The 16508-nt window shown below is 64.1% G+C and carries 16 protein-coding genes and 2 pseudogenes; 9 read left to right on the top strand and 9 right to left on the bottom strand.

What is annotated here, in order from left to right; all coding sequences use genetic code 11:
- Window positions 1-65 precede the first annotated feature (65 nt).
- Window positions 66-979, bottom strand: a pseudogene (locus ACIGJC_RS31025) (IS256 family transposase); the annotation flags it as partial.
- 258 nt (window positions 980-1237) lie between these two features.
- Here ACIGJC_RS31025 and ACIGJC_RS31020 point away from each other — a divergent pair.
- On the top strand, window positions 1238-2125 hold the full coding sequence (locus tag ACIGJC_RS31020) for a DMT family transporter (protein WP_483714761.1): 888 nt from the start codon (window positions 1238-1240) through the stop codon (window positions 2123-2125).
- Between the two features lie 60 nt (window positions 2126-2185).
- Here the strand turns inward: ACIGJC_RS31020 and ACIGJC_RS31015 are convergent, their stop codons facing one another.
- On the bottom strand, window positions 2186-3007 hold the full coding sequence (locus ACIGJC_RS31015) for a 3-oxoadipate:acetyl-CoA acetyltransferase (protein ID WP_483714760.1): 822 nt from the start codon (window positions 3005-3007) through the stop codon (window positions 2186-2188).
- Window positions 3008-3060: 53 nt separating this feature from the next.
- The gene (locus ACIGJC_RS31010; RefSeq protein WP_483714759.1) at window positions 3061-4935 is read right to left on the bottom strand and encodes a bifunctional sugar phosphate isomerase/epimerase/4-hydroxyphenylpyruvate dioxygenase family protein; all 1875 of its coding nucleotides are present in this window, start codon (window positions 4933-4935) and stop codon (window positions 3061-3063) included.
- A gap of 142 nt (window positions 4936-5077) precedes the next feature.
- Between ACIGJC_RS31010 and ACIGJC_RS31005 the strand changes: the two genes are divergently transcribed.
- A complete protein-coding gene (locus ACIGJC_RS31005; protein ID WP_483714758.1) occupies window positions 5078-5845 on the top strand; it encodes an IclR family transcriptional regulator domain-containing protein in 768 nt (255 codons plus the stop codon).
- 35 nt (window positions 5846-5880) lie between these two features.
- On the opposite strand, the gene ACIGJC_RS31000 is transcribed toward ACIGJC_RS31005, so the two are convergent.
- Window positions 5881-6840 carry a LysR family transcriptional regulator gene (locus tag ACIGJC_RS31000; protein ID WP_483714757.1) on the bottom strand — a complete coding sequence of 320 codons (960 nt, stop codon included), beginning with the start codon at window positions 6838-6840 and terminating at the stop codon, window positions 5881-5883.
- 88 nt (window positions 6841-6928) lie between these two features.
- Here ACIGJC_RS31000 and aroQ point away from each other — a divergent pair, with 88 nt between their 5' ends.
- Both aroQ and ACIGJC_RS30990 read left to right on the top strand, forming a co-directional pair.
- The gene (gene aroQ, locus ACIGJC_RS30995) at window positions 6929-7402 is read left to right on the top strand and encodes a type II 3-dehydroquinate dehydratase (protein ID WP_483714756.1); all 474 of its coding nucleotides are present in this window, start codon (window positions 6929-6931) and stop codon (window positions 7400-7402) included.
- A gap of 142 nt (window positions 7403-7544) precedes the next feature.
- Window positions 7545-7742: a hypothetical protein gene (locus ACIGJC_RS30990; protein ID WP_483714755.1), complete on the top strand. Its 198-nt coding sequence runs from the start codon at window positions 7545-7547 to the stop codon at window positions 7740-7742.
- 449 nt (window positions 7743-8191) lie between these two features.
- Here the strand turns inward: ACIGJC_RS30990 and ACIGJC_RS30985 are convergent, their stop codons facing one another.
- On the bottom strand, window positions 8192-8410 hold the full coding sequence (locus ACIGJC_RS30985; protein WP_483714754.1) for a DUF2188 domain-containing protein: 219 nt from the start codon (window positions 8408-8410) through the stop codon (window positions 8192-8194).
- 18 nt (window positions 8411-8428) lie between these two features.
- Window positions 8429-8662 carry a GDCCVxC domain-containing (seleno)protein gene (locus tag ACIGJC_RS30980; protein WP_483714753.1) on the bottom strand — a complete coding sequence of 78 codons (234 nt, stop codon included), beginning with the start codon at window positions 8660-8662 and terminating at the stop codon, window positions 8429-8431.
- 148 nt (window positions 8663-8810) lie between these two features.
- On the opposite strand from ACIGJC_RS30980, the gene ACIGJC_RS30975 reads away from it, so the two are divergent.
- Window positions 8811-9248: a MerR family transcriptional regulator gene (locus ACIGJC_RS30975; protein WP_483714752.1), complete on the top strand. Its 438-nt coding sequence runs from the start codon at window positions 8811-8813 to the stop codon at window positions 9246-9248.
- Between the two features lie 49 nt (window positions 9249-9297).
- Here ACIGJC_RS30975 and ACIGJC_RS30970 read toward each other — a convergent pair whose 3' ends face one another.
- The 3 genes from ACIGJC_RS30970 to ACIGJC_RS30960 all read right to left on the bottom strand — a co-directional run bounded on the left by ACIGJC_RS30970 (window position 9298) and on the right by ACIGJC_RS30960 (window position 12720).
- The gene (locus ACIGJC_RS30970; RefSeq protein ID WP_483714751.1) at window positions 9298-10362 is read right to left on the bottom strand and encodes a porin; all 1065 of its coding nucleotides are present in this window, start codon (window positions 10360-10362) and stop codon (window positions 9298-9300) included.
- Between the two features lie 59 nt (window positions 10363-10421).
- Entirely contained in the window at window positions 10422-11756 is a 1335-nt protein-coding gene (locus ACIGJC_RS30965) for an MFS transporter (protein ID WP_483714750.1), read from the bottom strand.
- A gap of 130 nt (window positions 11757-11886) precedes the next feature.
- The gene (locus ACIGJC_RS30960) at window positions 11887-12720 is read right to left on the bottom strand and encodes a shikimate dehydrogenase family protein (RefSeq protein WP_483714749.1); all 834 of its coding nucleotides are present in this window, start codon (window positions 12718-12720) and stop codon (window positions 11887-11889) included.
- A 283-nt stretch (window positions 12721-13003) separates the two neighbouring features.
- On the opposite strand from ACIGJC_RS30960, the gene ACIGJC_RS30955 reads away from it, so the two are divergent.
- The 4 genes and pseudogenes from ACIGJC_RS30955 (at window position 13004) to ACIGJC_RS30940 (ending at window position 16337) form a co-directional block, all read left to right on the top strand.
- The gene (locus ACIGJC_RS30955) at window positions 13004-14074 is read left to right on the top strand and encodes a 4-hydroxyphenylpyruvate dioxygenase family protein (RefSeq protein ID WP_483714748.1); all 1071 of its coding nucleotides are present in this window, start codon (window positions 13004-13006) and stop codon (window positions 14072-14074) included.
- 457 nt (window positions 14075-14531) lie between these two features.
- A pseudogene (locus ACIGJC_RS30950) lies at window positions 14532-14681 on the top strand (tol-pal system YbgF family protein); the annotation flags it as partial.
- Between the two features lie 272 nt (window positions 14682-14953).
- Window positions 14954-15475: an FMN-binding protein gene (locus ACIGJC_RS30945; RefSeq protein WP_483714746.1), complete on the top strand. Its 522-nt coding sequence runs from the start codon at window positions 14954-14956 to the stop codon at window positions 15473-15475.
- Window positions 15414-16337, top strand: a complete 924-nt coding sequence (locus ACIGJC_RS30940) for an FAD:protein FMN transferase (protein ID WP_483714745.1) — start codon at window positions 15414-15416, stop codon at window positions 16335-16337. Before ACIGJC_RS30945 ends, ACIGJC_RS30940 begins: the two co-directional genes overlap by 62 nt.
- The last annotated feature ends 171 nt before the right edge of the window (window positions 16338-16508 follow it).

Below are 16508 nucleotides of genomic sequence, written 5' to 3'. Positions count from 1 at the left end.
GCCTACTGCTGGAGGGATTCGATTGGCGGCAGCCCGTCTATGCCGCCCGCCCGTGCAGCGCTTTTCACACGCCGGATGTCGGACGGGAACACGAAGAACGGTATGACGTGCTCCCAGGCGCGTCGCCACGACTGCACGATCATCGGGTATTTGGCGCCCCACGGGCCGTGGCGAAGTCCTGCAGCGCCTGCCCGGCCTCCTGTTCGCTGGCCGCGCCGTAGATCGGCCGCAGCGCCTGTGCCAGCACCTTGCGGTCCTTATAGTTGGCGTATTCCAAGCTGTTGCGGATCAAATGCACAATGCAGGTCTGCACCGTCGTGCGGGGATAGGCCGTGGCAACGGCCTCCGTCAACCCCTTGAGGCCGTCGACCACTGCGATCAGGATGTCCTGGCATCCGCGGTTCTTGAGTTCATTGAAGACCTTGAGCCAGAACTTGGCGCCTTCGGTCGCTCGACCCACCGGCCCAGCACGTCGCGCTGGCCGTCTACCTGGATTCCCAATGCCAGATACACGGCCTTATTGCTGACGATGCCGTCGCTGCGGATCTTGACCCGCAACGCGTCGAAGAACACGACCGGGGGCGGTTCTGCCAAGCGATGGTCTCGGCCATGACTTCGTCGGTGACCGAGCTGATGAAGTCCGGGGAGACTTCCGTTCCGTAGCTCTCGTCCAGAAACGCCTGGATCTCGCCCAGTGCTCATGCCGCGCGCGTACGAGGTGATCTGCTCAAGTGCCTGTATTGGCGCGATGGCGGACTGTGCCTGTTTGCCAAACGGCTGTCATCTTCAGAGGCAAACGATCCGGTTCTGATCCCGAAGCTCGAACAGCGCTTTACCGGCTTCGATGAGCGCATTATCGCCATGTGACCTCGCCAGGCGTCATCGGCCCTTTAACCAACTCGTCGAGCAAGCCTTTAGGCAAAGCAGGCAGCGGCCCGCGGGCCGCTGCCTGTGACGCCACCGTACGTTTCTTCCTCATTGGCATATCCATGTCATTACCTCTCATGATACGCCTCGTACACAAAATTCCGGATAGGTCCCGAAAACCTGGCGCAAACGGGACGCGTTCATATTGATTACCCCCTAGAGCGCCGGCCGGCGGCATTATTCACTGCAAGCGCATTCTAACTTTCCTCCCAGCCCAATTGTTTTTCCTGCTGACAACAGTACCCTGCTCCCATCCCCTATCCACGCCGCGCAACCCACTGCCAGCGGCGCAACAAGCAGCCAACCCGTCATGAAGGACCACCACACGCCGCAAGGCATCGCACTGATGATCACGGCGGTAGCCTGCTTTGCCACGCTCGATACGCTGACCAAGGGCATCGGCGGCGCCGTCCCGGTGGCCATGGCGCTGTGGGTGCGTTATCTGGCGCAGACGGCGCTGACCGGCGCGGTCCTGTTGCCGGCGCGCGGCCGGTACCTGCTGCACACACGCCGGCCGGTCCTGCAATGCATGCGTGCGGCACTGATGCTGGTGTCGAGCCTGTGCGCGTTTTTCAGCCTCAAGGTGATGCCCGTGGGCGACTTCACCGCGGTGGCAATGCTCACGCCGCTGGCCATCACGCTCGCCGCGGCAGCGCTGATGGGCGAACGTGTCTCGCCGGTGCGGTGGCTGTTCCTGCTGCTGGGGTTTGCCGGCGCGGTAATGGTGATACGCCCCGGTCCCGAATTCCAACCGGCCATGCTGCTGCCGCTGGGCGTGGTGGTGTCCAACGCCGGCTACCAGTTGCTGACCGGCGCGCTGACGCGTGCCGACGGCGTCGGGACGACGCACTTCTACACGGGCTCTGTGGCGACGCTGCTGCTCACGGCGGCGTTGCCGTTCTCGTGGGTCTGGCACGTCAGCGCGATGCACTGGGCCATGCTGGCCGGCATGGCGCTGGCCGGTTGTGCCGGTCACCTGTGCCTGGTGCTGGCCTATGCGCGCGCACCGGTAGGCATCCTGACGCCGTATCTGTATCTGCAGATCGCTTTTGCCATGCTCGGCGGCTGGATGGTGTTCGGCTCTGTGCCGGATGCGTGGTCGGTGCTCGGCGTCGCATTCATTGCCGCCAGCGGCGTGGGCGGAACCGCCGCGGCGGCGCGCGAACGGGGGGCGCCCGCGGCGAACGTCCCCGTGTGACGCCCGACCGGCCGCCGGGTCGGGCCGCGGTCTGACATATCGAGGCTAAACCGCCAGGGGTTACAAGCCGAGCAGGGACCTGGCCTGAGCGGTCGTCGCCACGGCGCGGCCATACTGCCCGCACAGTTGCGCAACGCGTTGCACCAGCTGCGCATTGCTGCGGGCCAGCGTGTCCTTGTCCCAGCGGATATTGTCTTCCAGCCCGGTCCGGCAATGGCCGCCAAGCTCCAGGGTCCAGTGATTGACTTCGAGCTGGTGCCGCCCGATCCCGGCCGCCGTCCAGGTCGCGCCGGGCAGCACCTTCTGCAGTTGCTCGACTTCGAACGCCAGGACTTCGCGGCGCGCCGGCATCGCGTTGCGGATGCCAAACACGAACTGCACATGCGGCCGTGGCGCCAGCAGCCCCTCCTTTACCAGTTCGGCCGTGCTGTACAGCATCGACAGGTCGAAGATCTCGATTTCGGGCTTGACCTGGAACTTGCGCATGCTGGCCGCCAGGGAGCGGATGAAATCGGGCGGGTTCTCATAGACGCTGGTGGGGAAATTGACCGAGCCGGTGGCCAGCGATGCCATGTCCGGGCGCAGATACAGCATGGCGCCACGCTGGCTGGCTTCGCGGCCCCGTCCACCGGTAGAGAACTGCACGATCATGCCCGGGCAATGCTTGCGGATGCCCTCCTGCAGGGCGGCAAAACTCTCGGGGTCGGAGCTGGAGTTCTCCTGCGCGTCGCGGACGTGTAGGTGGACAAGCGAAGCGCCCGCCTCATAGCTGGCGTGAGTACTTTCAATCTGTTCGGCTACCGTGACCGGCACGGCGGCATTGTCTTTCTTGCGGGGTACGGAACCGGTAATCGCAACCGAGATAATGCAAGGATCCAGCATTCAGAGTGTCCTGTGGGAAGTGTGGTTGTCCTGAAAAAGAGGGGCGGCTGGCGTCAGCCGTGGCGCAGCTGCGCCTGAGCGGCCATGCGCACCGACGCGTTGGCCACGCCGTAGCCGACGTAGCCATCGCGCTGCACGAGTTCGAAGAAGAAGCGCTCGTGGAATGGCTCCGTATAGGTGTGCAGGAATTCACCATGGCCGTCACGATCGTAGAGCAGGCCAAGGCGGTGAAGCCGGGCCAGCAGGTCATCGTCGAGCGCCAGCCGCGCGGCCAGGTCTTCGAAGTAGTTGTCGGGCACATGCAGCATCGCCGAGCGGCTGCGGTCGATGGCTTCGACCATATGCGCGAGCTGCGTGGAGCGGAAGGCAATGTGATGCACGCCCGAGCCCGCGTAGGCAGTGACGAAACGCCCCGTGGCCGTACGCCCGCTCTCCGAGACATTGAGGGGAATGCGCACGCGCTGGCCGGCACTGACCATGGCGCGGCTCTTGACTAGGCCATACGGATCGGCAATCTCGTGGACGGCTTCGGCCTGCATGCCGAACACCGAGCGGTAGAACAGCACGAAGGTGTCGAGCCGGTGGGCGGGGAGGGCCTGAGCGATATGGTCGATCGCCGTCAGTTCCGCACCCGCGGCGGCTTCTTGCGGCAGCGGGCGAAGCTCGAAGTCGCTCTCGTAAATACTGCGCGCGGCGTCGATGTCGTCGATCAGGTGGAACAGCATGCCGTCGGGCGCGCGCAGCGCGGGAATCACGCGTTCCTGAGGGCCCACCGGTTCGCGCCACTCCTTGCACAGCAGCGCGCGGGCACGCGCGATGGCGCGGCGTGAATCGTCGACCTTGAGGCCGATTGCGCAGACAGACGGGCCGTGCAGCTGGAAGTGTTCGGCGGCCGCGCTGTCCTGCTCCGCATTGAGGATCAGGTTGATGCCGCCCTGCCGGTACAGGTCGACCGACTTGGAGCGATGGCGCCCGGCATGCACGAACCCGAGCGACGCCAGCCGCTGCGCCAGTTCGCGCCCGGCCACGTAGTCGACCGCGAATTCGACGAAATCGACGCCTTCGAATACCGGCGGCGCCGGCAGCGCGAAGCCGCCCGCCTCGGATTCGAGCCAGATCAGCGAGCGCAGCCCGTCCAGCGCGGTCTGGCGCGCCGGGGCGGCGCGAAATTCGTCGTTGAAGATTTCCAGCGAGAGCGGGCCGGTATAGCCGGCCTGCAGCACGTCGCGCGTGAAGTCGGTCACCGGCAGGTCGCCCTGTCCGGGGAAGATTCGGTAGTGTCGGCTCCAGCCCAGCACGTCCATCGACATGCGCGGCGCATCGGCCAGTTGCACAAAGAAAATCTTCTCGGCCGGCACGATCCCAAGGCCATGCAGGGTGTCGCCCAGCGCCAGCGTATGGAAGCTGTCCAGCACCAGGCCCAGTGCCGGGTGGTCCGCGCGCCGTACGATGTCCCAAGCCTCGCGCCAGCGGCGCGTGTGGCGGCCCCACGCCAGGGCCTCGTAGCCGACGCGCAGGCCGCGACGGGCGGCGGCCTCGGCCATCTGGCGCAGGTCCGCGGCGGCGCGCGCGGGGTCGTCGATGGCGATGTCCTGCACATTGCTGCAGACCAGCACCGTGTCGGCACCAAGCTGTTCCATCACGTCGAACTTGCGTTCGGCACGCGCCATGTTGCGCGGGAACATTTCCGCGGGCATGGCCTCGAAGTCGCGCAGCGGCTGGTAGAGCATGATGCGCAACCCGAGGTCGGCCGCCATGCGGCGCACTTCGGCGGGCGAGCCGTCGAAGTTGAGCAGGTCGTTCTCGAAGATCTCCACGCCGTCGAATCCGGCGGCCGCGGCGGCTTCAAGTTTTTCGGGAAGGGTGCCGGAGAGCGAGACGGTCGCGATCGACTTCGGAAGCGGTTTGGGCTGAGAGGCTGCAGACATGATGCGGTGAAGGTCGGGGCCGGTATGCAGCAAGCGTAGAAGCCGAGAGCCCGCCAAACAATCGCAATTCGCGCTTAAAGGAGCGATAATCGCGCGATCATGTGCGACATTCACGCGTTATCAGGGTTAACCATAAACGAGCATGGAAAAGGAACCGTTGAACCGGCGGGACTGGATCGCCGGGCTGGAGAAGGGCCTGGCGATCCTGGAGGCCTTTGATAACGACCATCCCCGCCTCACGCCGTCGCAGGCGGCGCAGCTGACTGGACTGACGCGTACGGCCGCGCGGCGCTACCTGCTCACGCTGGAGCACTTGGGCTATACGACCAGCGACGGCACGCTGTTCAGCCTGACGCCGCGCGTGCTCAAGGTCGGCTGGTCCTACTTTGATTCGGCGCGGTTGCCGCGCCTGGTGCAGCCGTTCCTGCAGCAGATCACCGCGCAGGTCGGCGAGGCCGCCTACCTGAGCGTCCTCGATGGCTGGGAGCTGGTATTCATCTCCCGCACCAGCACCAGCCGCGTGATGAGCACGGGCTTCGTGCTGGGTGCGCGCGTGCCGGCGCCGCTGGCCTCGGCCGGCGTGATGATGCTAGCGTCGCAGCCTGAGGACACGGTGCGCGCATGGCTGGACCAGTGCGTGCTGACACCCTATACGCCGTACACCATCCTCCAGCACGACCGCCTGCTGCAAGAGATCCGCAAGGCCGGTACGCAGGGCTTTGCCGTGGTCGAGCAGCAGTTGCAGATCGGCGTGCGCGGGGTGGCGGTGCCGCTGCGAGACCGCCACGGCAAGGTGATTGCGGCGCTGTCGGTCAATATGCAGATCGGCGAGGAGAGCGCGGAAGCGGCCTGCGTGCGCGTGCTGCAGGTCCTGCAGGACACCGCGCTGTCAATCATGCGTACGCTTTAGCGGCTGTTAGCCCCTGCGCCGCTGCGCGGGCCGGCTTACCCGTGCAGCGAACTCGCCAGCGCGAACGGGCCCTGTGACAGGCGGCCCTTGAGGAAATCAATGCAGACGCGCATGCGCGCCGACGACGATGCCCGGGCGCTGGTCACGGCCCAGACGTCGGCCGGCTGCTGCCACGCCGGCAGCACCTGCACCAGCTCGCCTGCGCGAATGCTGTCGGCCACGTCCCAGACCGAGGCCATGATGATGCCGTAGCCCTCGTGCGCCCACTCGCGCGTGACGTCGCTGTGGTTCGATGCCATCGGGCCGGTCACCTTGACCATTTCCATGCCGGCGGGGCCGTGCAGCCGCCACACGCCGAAGGCCTGGTCGCGTTCGCGGTGGAGCAGGCAGTCATGCTGCGCCAGTTCGGCCAGGTGGCGCGGCGCGCCGCGGCGCGCCAAGTAGGACGGCGCCGCGCACAGCACGCGGCTGCCGCTAGCAATGCGGCTGGCAATGAGGTGCGGTTCCTCGACTTCGCCGACGCGGATGTCCAGGTCGAAGTTCTCGCCGATCAGGTCCACGCGCCGATCCAGCAGTTCCAGCCACACCTCGAGTCCCGCATGCTGTTGCCGCAGCAGCGCCAGCACCGGCGCCACGAAGCGGCGCCCCAGCCGCAGGCTGGTGGCAATGCGCAGCAGCCCGCGCGGCTCGCTTTCCGCCTTGCCGGCGCCGCCCACCGCTTCGAGCATGCCGTCGACGTCCTCCAGGATCTTGCGGGCCCACGCAAACGCGTTTTCGCCTTCTGCCGTTACGCTGACGCGCCGCGTGGTGCGGTGGAACAGGCGCGTGCCCAGCATCGCCTCCAGCATCGCGATGCGCTTGCTCACGTGCGCCGGCGAGATGCCCGTCTCATGGGCCGCGGCAATGAAGCTGGAGCGGCGTGCCACCGTGCAGAACAGGCGCAGATCCCGCAGAAAGGGATCATTATTCGCTGACAGCGCATTCTGAGTTTCCATATTGCCGGATTGTTATGCGAAGACTTAACGATAGGCTATTGGTGATGGCCGCGCCAGAGGCGCGGCCTTGTTCATTCCAGGAGACGCAATGAAGACAGTACTGGTGCTCAACGGCCCCAACCTCAACCTGCTGGGCACGCGCGAGCCGGCGGTGTACGGCAGCGAAACGCTGGCTGATGTGGAGCGGATTTGCCAGGAGGCGGCCCAGCGCCTGGGCCTGCGGGCCGAGTGCCGCCAGACCAACTACGAAGGGCAGCTCATCGACTGGATCCACGAGGCCGGGCAGGCCTGCGCGCGCGGCGAAATAGCCGGCGTGGTGCTCAACGCGGGCGCGCTGACGCATACGTCGATTGCGCTGCCCGACGCGATCAAGGGGGCCGCGGTGCCGGTGATCGAGTACCACATCTCCAATGTGCATGCGCGCGAGGCATTCCGGCATCACTCATGGATTTCCCCGGTGGCCAAGGCGGTGATGGCTGGCCTGGGGGTGAAGGGGTATGGCGTGGCGGTTTCGGCGCTGGCCATGCTGGCGGGGTTGGATGGCGCGCTTCGATTTGATTGAGCGCAAGCGCGGCGGCATCGTTGCGTTCGTTCGGGAGTCGACTCCTATAGTGACGGAGACGTGCCGGCGACCGGCCCGGGGCCGGCAAGAGGCCTCAGGCGGCGTACCGGACACGACCCTCGAACACTGCCGGAGACAGGAGATGCTGAGTCCTCATGAGATCGCAGCCTTGATGGTTCTCGGAGATACGGAACGCCACCGTGAACTGGACCCGGCCGACATTGGCGCGCTTGTCGAGCGCCAGCTCGTGAGGCTGGAGGCCGCTGCCCCTGACCACAGGCACATCCGCATCACGGGCGAGGGCCTTCAGCTTCTTGCGGCAATTGGCAGGCCGCGTTGAATGGCAGGATACGCCCTGTACGTCGCCCGGGGGGGCGGGCACCCCTTGTCAGGGATTTCCTACGAACGATTCAGTTCGTGCCGATGCGTATTGTTGTCCCTTGCTTAAGGCGCTGGCGACGCTCTCCATCTAGCCTTGAAATCAAGGAGGTGCCGATAGTTTGCGGTACCCAGTGAGGCGTGCCTCGCAAGGAGTGCCACGATGCGCAATACGGAGAATTCGCTACGCGCGCTGGTCGAAAAGTGGTTGTCGCCAAGCAACGAGAGCCCGGCACGGGTTGCCTGCTTCAGGCACCTTGCCAACCATAAGGGTTGTCTTTGTGCGTCGAATCGACCCAATCCACACGACGCTTGTCGATTGCCTTCTTCCGCCATGGCGATGGCGGGTGGTACGTGTTTCCGCCTGTCGCCGCCTAGCAGCGCCCATGGCTAGCAGGGCCGCTGTGGCTCCTATTGCCCCTGTTGCTTGTCGCAGCCGCTGGTGCGCCAGCGCAGGTTCCCGTCGTGGCGGTGTATGTGCAACTCGGCGTTCTCGTGCCGCGCCAGGCCCCAACCTGCAGCGATTGCGGCTTCCATGGTCGGAAATATCCGGGCCTTTGCATTGAGGTCTACGACCTCCAGTGCCCAGCCATATTCCGCGGGAAAAACGCGAATGATTTGCGATGGCATGATGCCCGGGCTTTGGCGTCAGCTGCGAACAGTTGCCGGCGCACAGCAGGCGCCAGATTGCCGCTGCATGGGCGGGCACCGTTCGGTCCCATAGGAACAGAACACGCAGCAATCACCGGTCTTGGGCCGCAGTATCACGTGGCAGCGCTCGCACTCATAGCACCACTGGCAGGCATCTGTCGGCATCGTTTCTTCTTTTGCATAGGCGCACTTGGGACAGGTGATGACGGACTTCAACTGGATTGCGCTCATCACGTCCTTTGCCATAGCAGCCGATGAGCGGTATGACGTCACCATCCCTGGCGCTCCGGCCCCGGTTGCACATCGAAATGCAGTCAGCCCTTTTCCAATGTGGGGTTTAGAGATAGCCTAGTTCCGTACCCAGGTACGGAGTCAAGCCATGGCGCACACACTGACGATCGGCAAGCTGGCCAAGGCGGCTGGTGTAGGCGTTGAGACGGTCCGCTACTACCACCGGTGCGGCTTGCTGCCGGTGCCGGAGCGTGCCGGTGGAACCATTCGCCAGTATTCGCAACAGAGCCTGAAGCGGATACTCTTCATTCGTCGGGCCCAATCGCTCGGGTTTACCCTTGATGAAATCCGGGTGCTGCTGCAACAGAGCGATGGTGACTCGTGCAGCAGGGCCCGCGCACTGGCCGAGCGAAAGCTCGACCTGGTGGAGGAACGCTTGAGGGACCTCGATCGATTGCGTGCCGAACTGAAGCATCTGATCGGGCAATGCAACGCCAATGGCGACGAGGCGTCTTGCCCCTTGATTGAAGCATTGTCCGAAAGCACGGGATCGGACAACGCTCGCGAGGTTTCGCTTCGCCCCTGAATGCCGACGCAGGGGCCATGTCTGGCGTTCATCTGGCCCCTCCGGGGCCTCAGAACTTGTGCCGCACACCCGCCACTACGCCCAGGCGCGTGCCATTGCCGTATGTATTGCCACTGTTGTTGAATGCCGGCGAACTGTTCAGCGCGATCCACGCCCCCTGCAGATGGGTGTAATCCACTTCCAGATAGACATCGGTGCGCTTGCTGAAGCTGTAGTCGAGCATGCCTGCTGTCGTGAGCCGCTTGCCGCTTTGCCCGGCATGACGCAACCAGTCGTACTGGAACGTGCCGATGAATGCGAGCGCATCCGTCAGCGAGTAGCGTGTACCGACATACCCGACGTTGTTGCGATAGTCGGCCACGTCCAACCGGTTGTTGGTGTAGCCGAGGTAATACTGCGCGCGCGCGGCCTTCCACGTACCGCCCAGCCCCCAGACGGTCTGCTTGCTCGCCTGCGCCGCGGGCACGGCGCCGAAGAATGCGCTGGTGACATTCTGGGTTTGCTGGTAGACCGCACCGACTTCGAGCGGCCCGTTGCTGTAGACGAGCGCGCCCGCCGCGGCCGAGCTGTTCTTGATGCTGCCCGGCACTTCGCCGAACGTATAGGCGGCCGAGGCCTGCACCGGGCCGAAGGACTTGATGTACTTGAGGGTGTTGTCGTAGCGCAGCCCCGTGTAGTTGCCGCCCTGGTAGCCGACGATCGAGTTGTTGGCGAAGGCCATGGCCTCGTAGGAGGAGAGCACTTCGTGGGCCAGCGTGTACTGGCGGCCGAGCGCGAGCTTGCCGTAGTCGCCGTCGAGCCCGATCACCGCGGTGCGGCCGAACAGGCGCCCGCCCTGCTGGCTGGTGCCGGTGTCGGGCGCGAAGCCGGATTCGAGGATGTACCAGGCCTTGTTGCCGCCGCCGAGGTCTTCGGTGCCGCGCAGGCCCCAGCGGCTGCCGGTGAGCACGCCGTCGGTCATCTGCGTGCGGGAATGACCGGCCGCGTCCTCGTTGGTGCTGAAACGGATGGTGGTGTCGATCAGGCCGTAGAGCGTGACGCCGCTGTTGGTCTGGGCGGCCGCGGGCAGGCTGCCCGCGGCAAGCGCGAGCAGCGCAACCATGGATTTATGCATTGGAAGGTCTCCCGGATTGTTGTTGTCGGTTTCGTTGTGACGGTGACAGTCTGACGTGCTCAGGCCGCGGTGGCCGTCGGCACCTTGCGCGGCGCCAGGAAGAACAGCCAGGTCAGCGCGATGAAGTAGGCGCAGGGGATCATGGTGAAGAGCACCGCGTAGTTGTTGTGCGTGACGGTGAGCACGTAGCCGACCAGCTGCGTCATGAACATGCCGCCGATCGCGCCGATCATGCCGCCGAAGCCGAACACCGAGCTGACCACGTGCTTGGGCGTGTAGTCCATCACGAGGCTCCAGATGTTCGCGGTCCAGGCCTGATGGGCACCGATGGCGACGGAGATCGCGGCCACGGCCATCCACAGGCTGCTCGCGCCGGCGGCAAGGATGATGGAGGTGATGCAAAGCGCGAAGGCCAGCATCGACACCAGCCGCGCCCGCACCGCAGGCATGCCGTGGCTGATGAGCCAGGACGAGAGCGCGCCGCCGCCCACGCTGCCGATGTCGGCGCACAAGTAGATGACGATCAGCGGAATGCCCATCTGCGTCACGCTGATGCCGAGCTGGTACTGCTGGTTCAGGAATGGCGGCAGCCAGTACAGGTAGAACCAGAACACCGGCGCGGTGATGGCATAGGCCAGCGCGAAAGCCCAAGTACCACGCATGCGCAGGATCTGCGAATACGGGATGCGCTGCGGCGTCGGTTCGACATCGCGGCTGACGTGCGCCAGTTCCGCCTGGCTGACCGTGGGATGCTCGTCCGGGTTGTAGTACTTGATGAGCCAGAACACCAGCCAGATCGCACCGAGCGCGCCCACGATCAGGAAGGCTGCCTGCCAGCCCCAGACCTGCAGAATCAGCGGCAGCATGATGGGCGTGAGCATGGCGCCGACATTGGTGCCGGCGTTGAAGATGCCTGTAGCCACGGCACGTTCGCTGGCGGGGAACCAGATGCGCGTGGTTTTGACGCACGCCGGGTAGTTGGCGGCTTCGGTCAGGCCAAGGAAGAAGCGGCAGACCATGAAGCCGACCGCCGAGGCCGCCAGTGCATGCGCGCCGCAGGCGAGGCTCCAGAGCAGCACGGCCAGCGCGAAGGCGCGCTTGACGCCGACCATGTCGATGAATCGTCCCTGCAGGGCGAAGCCGATGGCGTAGCCGACCTGGAACCAGAAGTTGATATTGGCGTAGTCCTGCGCGGTCCAGGCCATGGACTTGGCCAGCACGGGCTGCAGGACGCCGAGCGCGGCGCGGTCGATGTAGTTGAGCGTGGTCGCGAAGAACACCAGCGCCAGCATGCCCCAGCGCACCTTGCCAAGCGCGAACCCGGCGCGGATCTTGTCGGCCAACGAGTGGCTGGCCACGGCGGGGGCCGTGATCTCCTTGTTGATTGTGGTCATTTGTCTGTCTCCACCAATGGGTGCGATGTGCTATCCGGCATGCCTTGACGACCTGGGGGCGGCATCCGGTCTTGTTTGTGGCGGGCGGGCGCGCACGGTGAGGCACCGTCGCGCATTCCGTGGCTGTCTTTCAGTATTTAAGGCGAGCTACGGCGCGCAGGGCGTCCGGCGTGGCGGTGCCGTAGCCAAAGAATTCCAGGTAGGCGGGAATCATCTCGAACAGCATGTCGGTGCCGACCTGGACCTTGCAGCCGCGCGCGATGGCGGCTTCGAGAAATGGGGTGTATTCGGACTTCATCACCACCTCGCCAACCATGGCGCCCGGATCGATCCGGGCGACATCGAAGGGCAGCGCATCGCCCGCGTTCATGCCGAGCGGCGTTGCGTTGACCACCACGTCGTAGCCGGCGGGATCCGCCAAGCCGGTGGTCACGCGCAGGGCCGGGTAGTGCGCCAGCAGCCGGCCACGCAGCGCGAGCGCCGAGGCGTCGCGCGTGTCGAACAGTGCCAGCTCCGCTACGCCCGCCGCGGCCAGCGAAGCGGCGATCGCGCTGCCCACGCCGCCGCTGCCCGAGACGATGGCGCGCGCGCCCTCAAGCTGGCAGCCCTTGCGCTGGATGCCGCGCACGAAGCCCGCGCCATCGAACTGGTCGCCGACCAGCGTGCCGTCGTCGCGCCGCAGCACCGCGTTGCAGGCGCCGGCGATGCGGGCAGTGGGGGTAAGTTCGTCCACCAATTCGATGGTGGTGACCTTGTGCGGCATGGTGATCAGCGCGCCGCGGATATTGCTCAGGCGGAACAGCGAACGGAAAAATGCGCGGTAGTCATCGGGCTTTACGCCCATTGGCATCACCACGGCATTGATGCCCTGCTGCTCGAACCATGGGTTATAGATCATTGGCGCCTTGAATGACTCGGTCGGAAAGCCAAGGTGCGCGATGAGGGTGGTCTTGCCGTTGATCATGATGTTCCTGGGGGCGTAGGAAGCGAGGGCCGGCAAGGATGCATGGTCCGGGCCTGGCGCTGTGTCTCGATGACCGGAGATTAGTGGCCGAGGGGCAACGAGCCAAGCGACGTAAGGCGCATAACGCGCGATTAGTGAACGCATATGGGCGATCATGAAACGCAGTGCGGGTTTGTACGGAGAGGGTGGGCGATGCGGCAGGCGCCGGCAGCATTGCTATGATCGGACCACGTTGCCACGGGGCTTGCCTTACCGCCCCGCACCCATACAGGAGCCCCCCAACATGAGCGCCGCTGAAACTTGGGACAACCCGCTGGGCATCCATGGTTACGAATTCATCGAATTCGCCTCGCCGGATGCCGCCGCACTGGGCCGGACCTTCGAGCGTTTCGGCTTTGCCGCAATTGCCGAGCACCGCCACAAGGCAGTCAGGCTGTATCGCCAGGGCGAGATGAACTTCATCGTGGACTCGGAGCCTGATTCCTTTGCCACGCGTTACGCCGCCGAATATGGCCTGTCGATCTGCGCCGTCGGCATCCGCGTGAACGATGCCGCAGCGGCATTGGAACGCGCCCTGGATGCGGGAGCGTGGCCGTTCGAAGGCGGCACGGTCGGGCCGATGGAGCTGAATATTCCCGCCATCCAGGGCATCGGCCAGTCGGTCATTTATTTCATTGACCGCTGGCGCGGCAAGGAAGGCCGTCCGGGCGACGTTGGAGATATCTCGATCTACGACGTGGACTTCCGGCCCTTGCCGCTGGGCGCCCGTGCGTCCGGCGCCGGTCTCGTCCGGGTTGATCACCTGACGCAGGCCGTGGAACCGGGCCACCTCGAAGAATGGAGCGACTTCTACCGCAAGGTACTGGGTTTTCGGGAGATCCACGAAGTCCATCCCGACTGGCAGGTGGCCAGCGATGCCTGCGTACTGCTTTCCCCTTGCGGGCAGATCCGGATTCCGTTGTACGAGAAGGGTACGCCGCGCCATGACCGGATGCGCCATTACCTGTCGGACCCCCATGGCGAAGGCATCCAGCACATTGCGCTGGCCACGGACAACCTGGCGGCGAGCGCGGAGGCGCTGGCTGCGCACGGTGTGCAGTTCGTGCAGCCGCCGGCGGCTTACTATGGCACGCTCGATGCGCGCCTGCCGGGGCATGGACTGGACCTGGCCACGCTGCAGCGCTACGGCGTCCTGGTCGATGGCACCGTGCGCGCCGACGGCGGACAGGACCGCTTCCTCCAGGCCTTCGCGAAACGCGAGGCGGGCGAGTTCTTCTTCGAGATCGTCCAGCGGGACGGGCACCACGGCTTTGGCGAGGGCAACCTTGCCGTGCTGGAGGCGTTGACCCCGTGATGAGGCGTGGGGCCGATTGAGAATCGTGGCCCAAAGTCGCTGCTTCCCATCGGCACCTTAGAAATTCGCAAGCGAGGCGATACTCATCAAGGCGCGAAAAATTATCGAGTTGCTGGCCTTTAAGCCGCTGGGTGCCGAGTACGATCCCTCTCTCAAAGAGTTGAGCGTCCCCCCGATGTGTCCGTCGACTGTGTGGGACAACCTGGCACGGCGATTGCTGCAGATAGTGCGGTTTGAGGAACTTGGTAAATTCTTTCTGACTGCATTTCGACTGCCCGTGAGGCTTACTATCGGCCGTGCATCCCACGTAGATGGCGCAAGGCAGGAGGAGACATTGAACAAAACACGAAGCACGAAAGCAGCCTGCCCCGGCGACGGAATTCGTTCAAAGTCTGCAGACCGCCGACGTTCTCAAGCAACTGCATTTCAATCCGGCTCCCTGGAAGAGTTCGACGCGGTGCCGGACGCCATGATCGCGGTGGCCAATAATCAGCTTGAGTCCGGCCACAAGGCGGCAGCGCGCAAAACGCTGGAACAGGTGGTGGCCAAGTATCCCGGTACCGAAGGCGCGCATGCGGCGGATAACCGGTCGAAGACGCTGAAGTAAATGCGGGCGGTTTCCAGCCGGCCGCGCCACGCGCCAAGGGCCTGCTTTAGGTGGATTTTCAGATTCTGACGAACCATACATTTTCCGGAGTGTGGGGTCAACGATGATCTCGACATGGGACGGGCAGGGCGAGGTCTGCTCTTCAGCTGAAAAGGCGGAGAGCGACGCCAGCATCAGCAGTGCACTGCGTACCGCATCTTTGGCGATAAGCAAGTCCGCAACGGGCTTATCATCAAGGTCGCCATTCCGTTCTGAGCCGTCGGAGTTTTCCAATGAAATGGACACCAGTTGCCGCAATACCGTTCGCCATGCTGGTTGCGCCGGCGTACGCCAGCGATTATCTGACCGTCGAGCAAGCGCAAGCGGAGATGTTCCAAGGTGCTACCTTCCAGCCAGTTCTGTTGAAATTGAGCAAAAGCGTACGTGATGCCATGTACGACCGCTCCGGCGTCCATGAGCCCTTCGACGAAAAGGGCGTCTGGAAGGCGTCCACTGGCGGCTGGTTCATCGTCGACCACGTTACCAGCAAGCACGGGAAAATTGGCTATGCTGTGGGTTTGGATTCGAATGGTGCCGTCCGTGCTATTGAAATCCTGTCCTATCAGGAGAGTTACGGCCGTGAAGTCGGCAATGCCGAGTGGCGGGCTCAATTCGTAGGGAAAACATATCGCGATGCACTCCAGCTCGGCAAGGACATCCGCAATATCAGTGGCGCAACTCTGTCGTGCAAGAATGTTACACAGGGCGTCAAACGCGTACTGGCGCTGTACGAACTCGTGCTTGCGCAGGGGTGAGATGCTAAAGCGGGCGCGGCCACTGCTCGGCACTATCGTTGAAATACGTGTCGACGGCGCTGCGGAGGGGCCAATACCGGCGCGACTCGCCCAGCCAGCAGTAGCGTCTGCATTCGAGTCCATTGCGTACGTCGATAAGCTAATGAGCTTTCATCGCCACGACAGCGACCTTGCCCGCCTGCACGCCGCAGAGCCTGGCCTGCGAGTTAGCGTACATCCATGGACGATGCACGTTCTCCGTCAAGCGTTCCGAATGTTTGAGAGAACTTCTGGCATATTCGACCCTTCGGTTGCAGCAGCATTGGTTGCGGACGGCTTACTGCCTGCCCCAGCTGGACCGAGACCAGCCACTAGCACAACTTTCGACAGCATAGTTCTTCATTCTGATTGCACCGTCGTTCGCAAAGAGGCTGTCTGGCTAGACCTTGGAGGTATCGCAAAGGGATTTGCAGTTGACGTAGCCGTCGGTGCCTTGCGAGATGCGGGGGTTCGCGCGGGTGCGGTTTCTGCCGGCGGCGACCTTAGAGTGTTTGGCGATACCGACCAGCCGATTTTTGTTCGGTCACCCCAGCGTCCAGCAGAAACGCATTTACTCGGCGCATTGAATCGGGGCGCGGTTGCCACAAGCGGCGCCTACTTTCTTGACAGCTTTGGCCACAGTGCCGGTAAGTATGCGATTGTCGGCGGCGCTCGCTTGCGCGGTCAAGTTGTGAAAACGCCGCGATACCCCAGCGTCTCCGTTATCGCTCCACGCTGCATCTGGGCCGACGCCCTGACAAAAGTCGTGACTCTGGCCGGCATTGAGTCCCCAATCACCATCAAAGCCTTGTCGCTCTATCACGCGCAGGCAATTGTTTCATGACCAAATCTCCTCGTCGTCACCCCTGAACGGCACCGGAATTCGCCTGGTCCTACCGCTGGCTATACGGGCATAGGTACCGTTGCAGGTGAAGTGGCAGTCATCACGCGAGCGGACCTGGTCCACTTCTTGTCGAGCACGGCCACCAGTATGGGCACAACTGCAATCAGTAGC

The organism is Cupriavidus sp. C3SS-1, from assembly GCF_057073755.1.
Note: the sequence above shows the minus strand (reverse complement) of the source record. Positions and strands in the feature narration are given on the sequence as shown.

What these genes read in the sequence shown, in the direction of transcription:
- ACIGJC_RS31000 (WP_483714757.1), bottom strand. Translation starts at nt 6,840, where the DNA reads ATGGAAACTCAGAATGCGCTGTCAGCGAATAATGATCCCTTTCTGCGG.
- ACIGJC_RS30975 (WP_483714752.1), top strand. Translation starts at nt 8,811, where the DNA reads ATGGCGCACACACTGACGATCGGCAAGCTGGCCAAGGCGGCTGGTGTA.
- ACIGJC_RS30945 (WP_483714746.1), top strand. Translation starts at nt 14,954, where the DNA reads ATGAAATGGACACCAGTTGCCGCAATACCGTTCGCCATGCTGGTTGCG.
- ACIGJC_RS31010 (WP_483714759.1), bottom strand. Translation starts at nt 4,935, where the DNA reads ATGTCTGCAGCCTCTCAGCCCAAACCGCTTCCGAAGTCGATCGCGACC.
- ACIGJC_RS31020 (WP_483714761.1), top strand. Translation starts at nt 1,238, where the DNA reads ATGAAGGACCACCACACGCCGCAAGGCATCGCACTGATGATCACGGCG.
- ACIGJC_RS30965 (WP_483714750.1), bottom strand. Translation starts at nt 11,756, where the DNA reads ATGACCACAATCAACAAGGAGATCACGGCCCCCGCCGTGGCCAGCCAC.
- ACIGJC_RS30970 (WP_483714751.1), bottom strand. Translation starts at nt 10,362, where the DNA reads ATGCATAAATCCATGGTTGCGCTGCTCGCGCTTGCCGCGGGCAGCCTG.
- ACIGJC_RS31005 (WP_483714758.1), top strand. Translation starts at nt 5,078, where the DNA reads ATGGAAAAGGAACCGTTGAACCGGCGGGACTGGATCGCCGGGCTGGAG.
- ACIGJC_RS30980 (WP_483714753.1), bottom strand. Translation starts at nt 8,662, where the DNA reads ATGAGCGCAATCCAGTTGAAGTCCGTCATCACCTGTCCCAAGTGCGCC.
- ACIGJC_RS30960 (WP_483714749.1), bottom strand. Translation starts at nt 12,720, where the DNA reads ATGATCAACGGCAAGACCACCCTCATCGCGCACCTTGGCTTTCCGACC.
- aroQ (WP_483714756.1), top strand. Translation starts at nt 6,929, where the DNA reads ATGAAGACAGTACTGGTGCTCAACGGCCCCAACCTCAACCTGCTGGGC.
- ACIGJC_RS30955 (WP_483714748.1), top strand. Translation starts at nt 13,004, where the DNA reads ATGAGCGCCGCTGAAACTTGGGACAACCCGCTGGGCATCCATGGTTAC.
- ACIGJC_RS31015 (WP_483714760.1), bottom strand. Translation starts at nt 3,007, where the DNA reads ATGCTGGATCCTTGCATTATCTCGGTTGCGATTACCGGTTCCGTACCC.
- ACIGJC_RS30940 (WP_483714745.1), top strand. Translation starts at nt 15,414, where the DNA reads ATGTTACACAGGGCGTCAAACGCGTACTGGCGCTGTACGAACTCGTGC.
- ACIGJC_RS30990 (WP_483714755.1), top strand. Translation starts at nt 7,545, where the DNA reads ATGCTGAGTCCTCATGAGATCGCAGCCTTGATGGTTCTCGGAGATACG.
- ACIGJC_RS30985 (WP_483714754.1), bottom strand. Translation starts at nt 8,410, where the DNA reads ATGCCATCGCAAATCATTCGCGTTTTTCCCGCGGAATATGGCTGGGCA.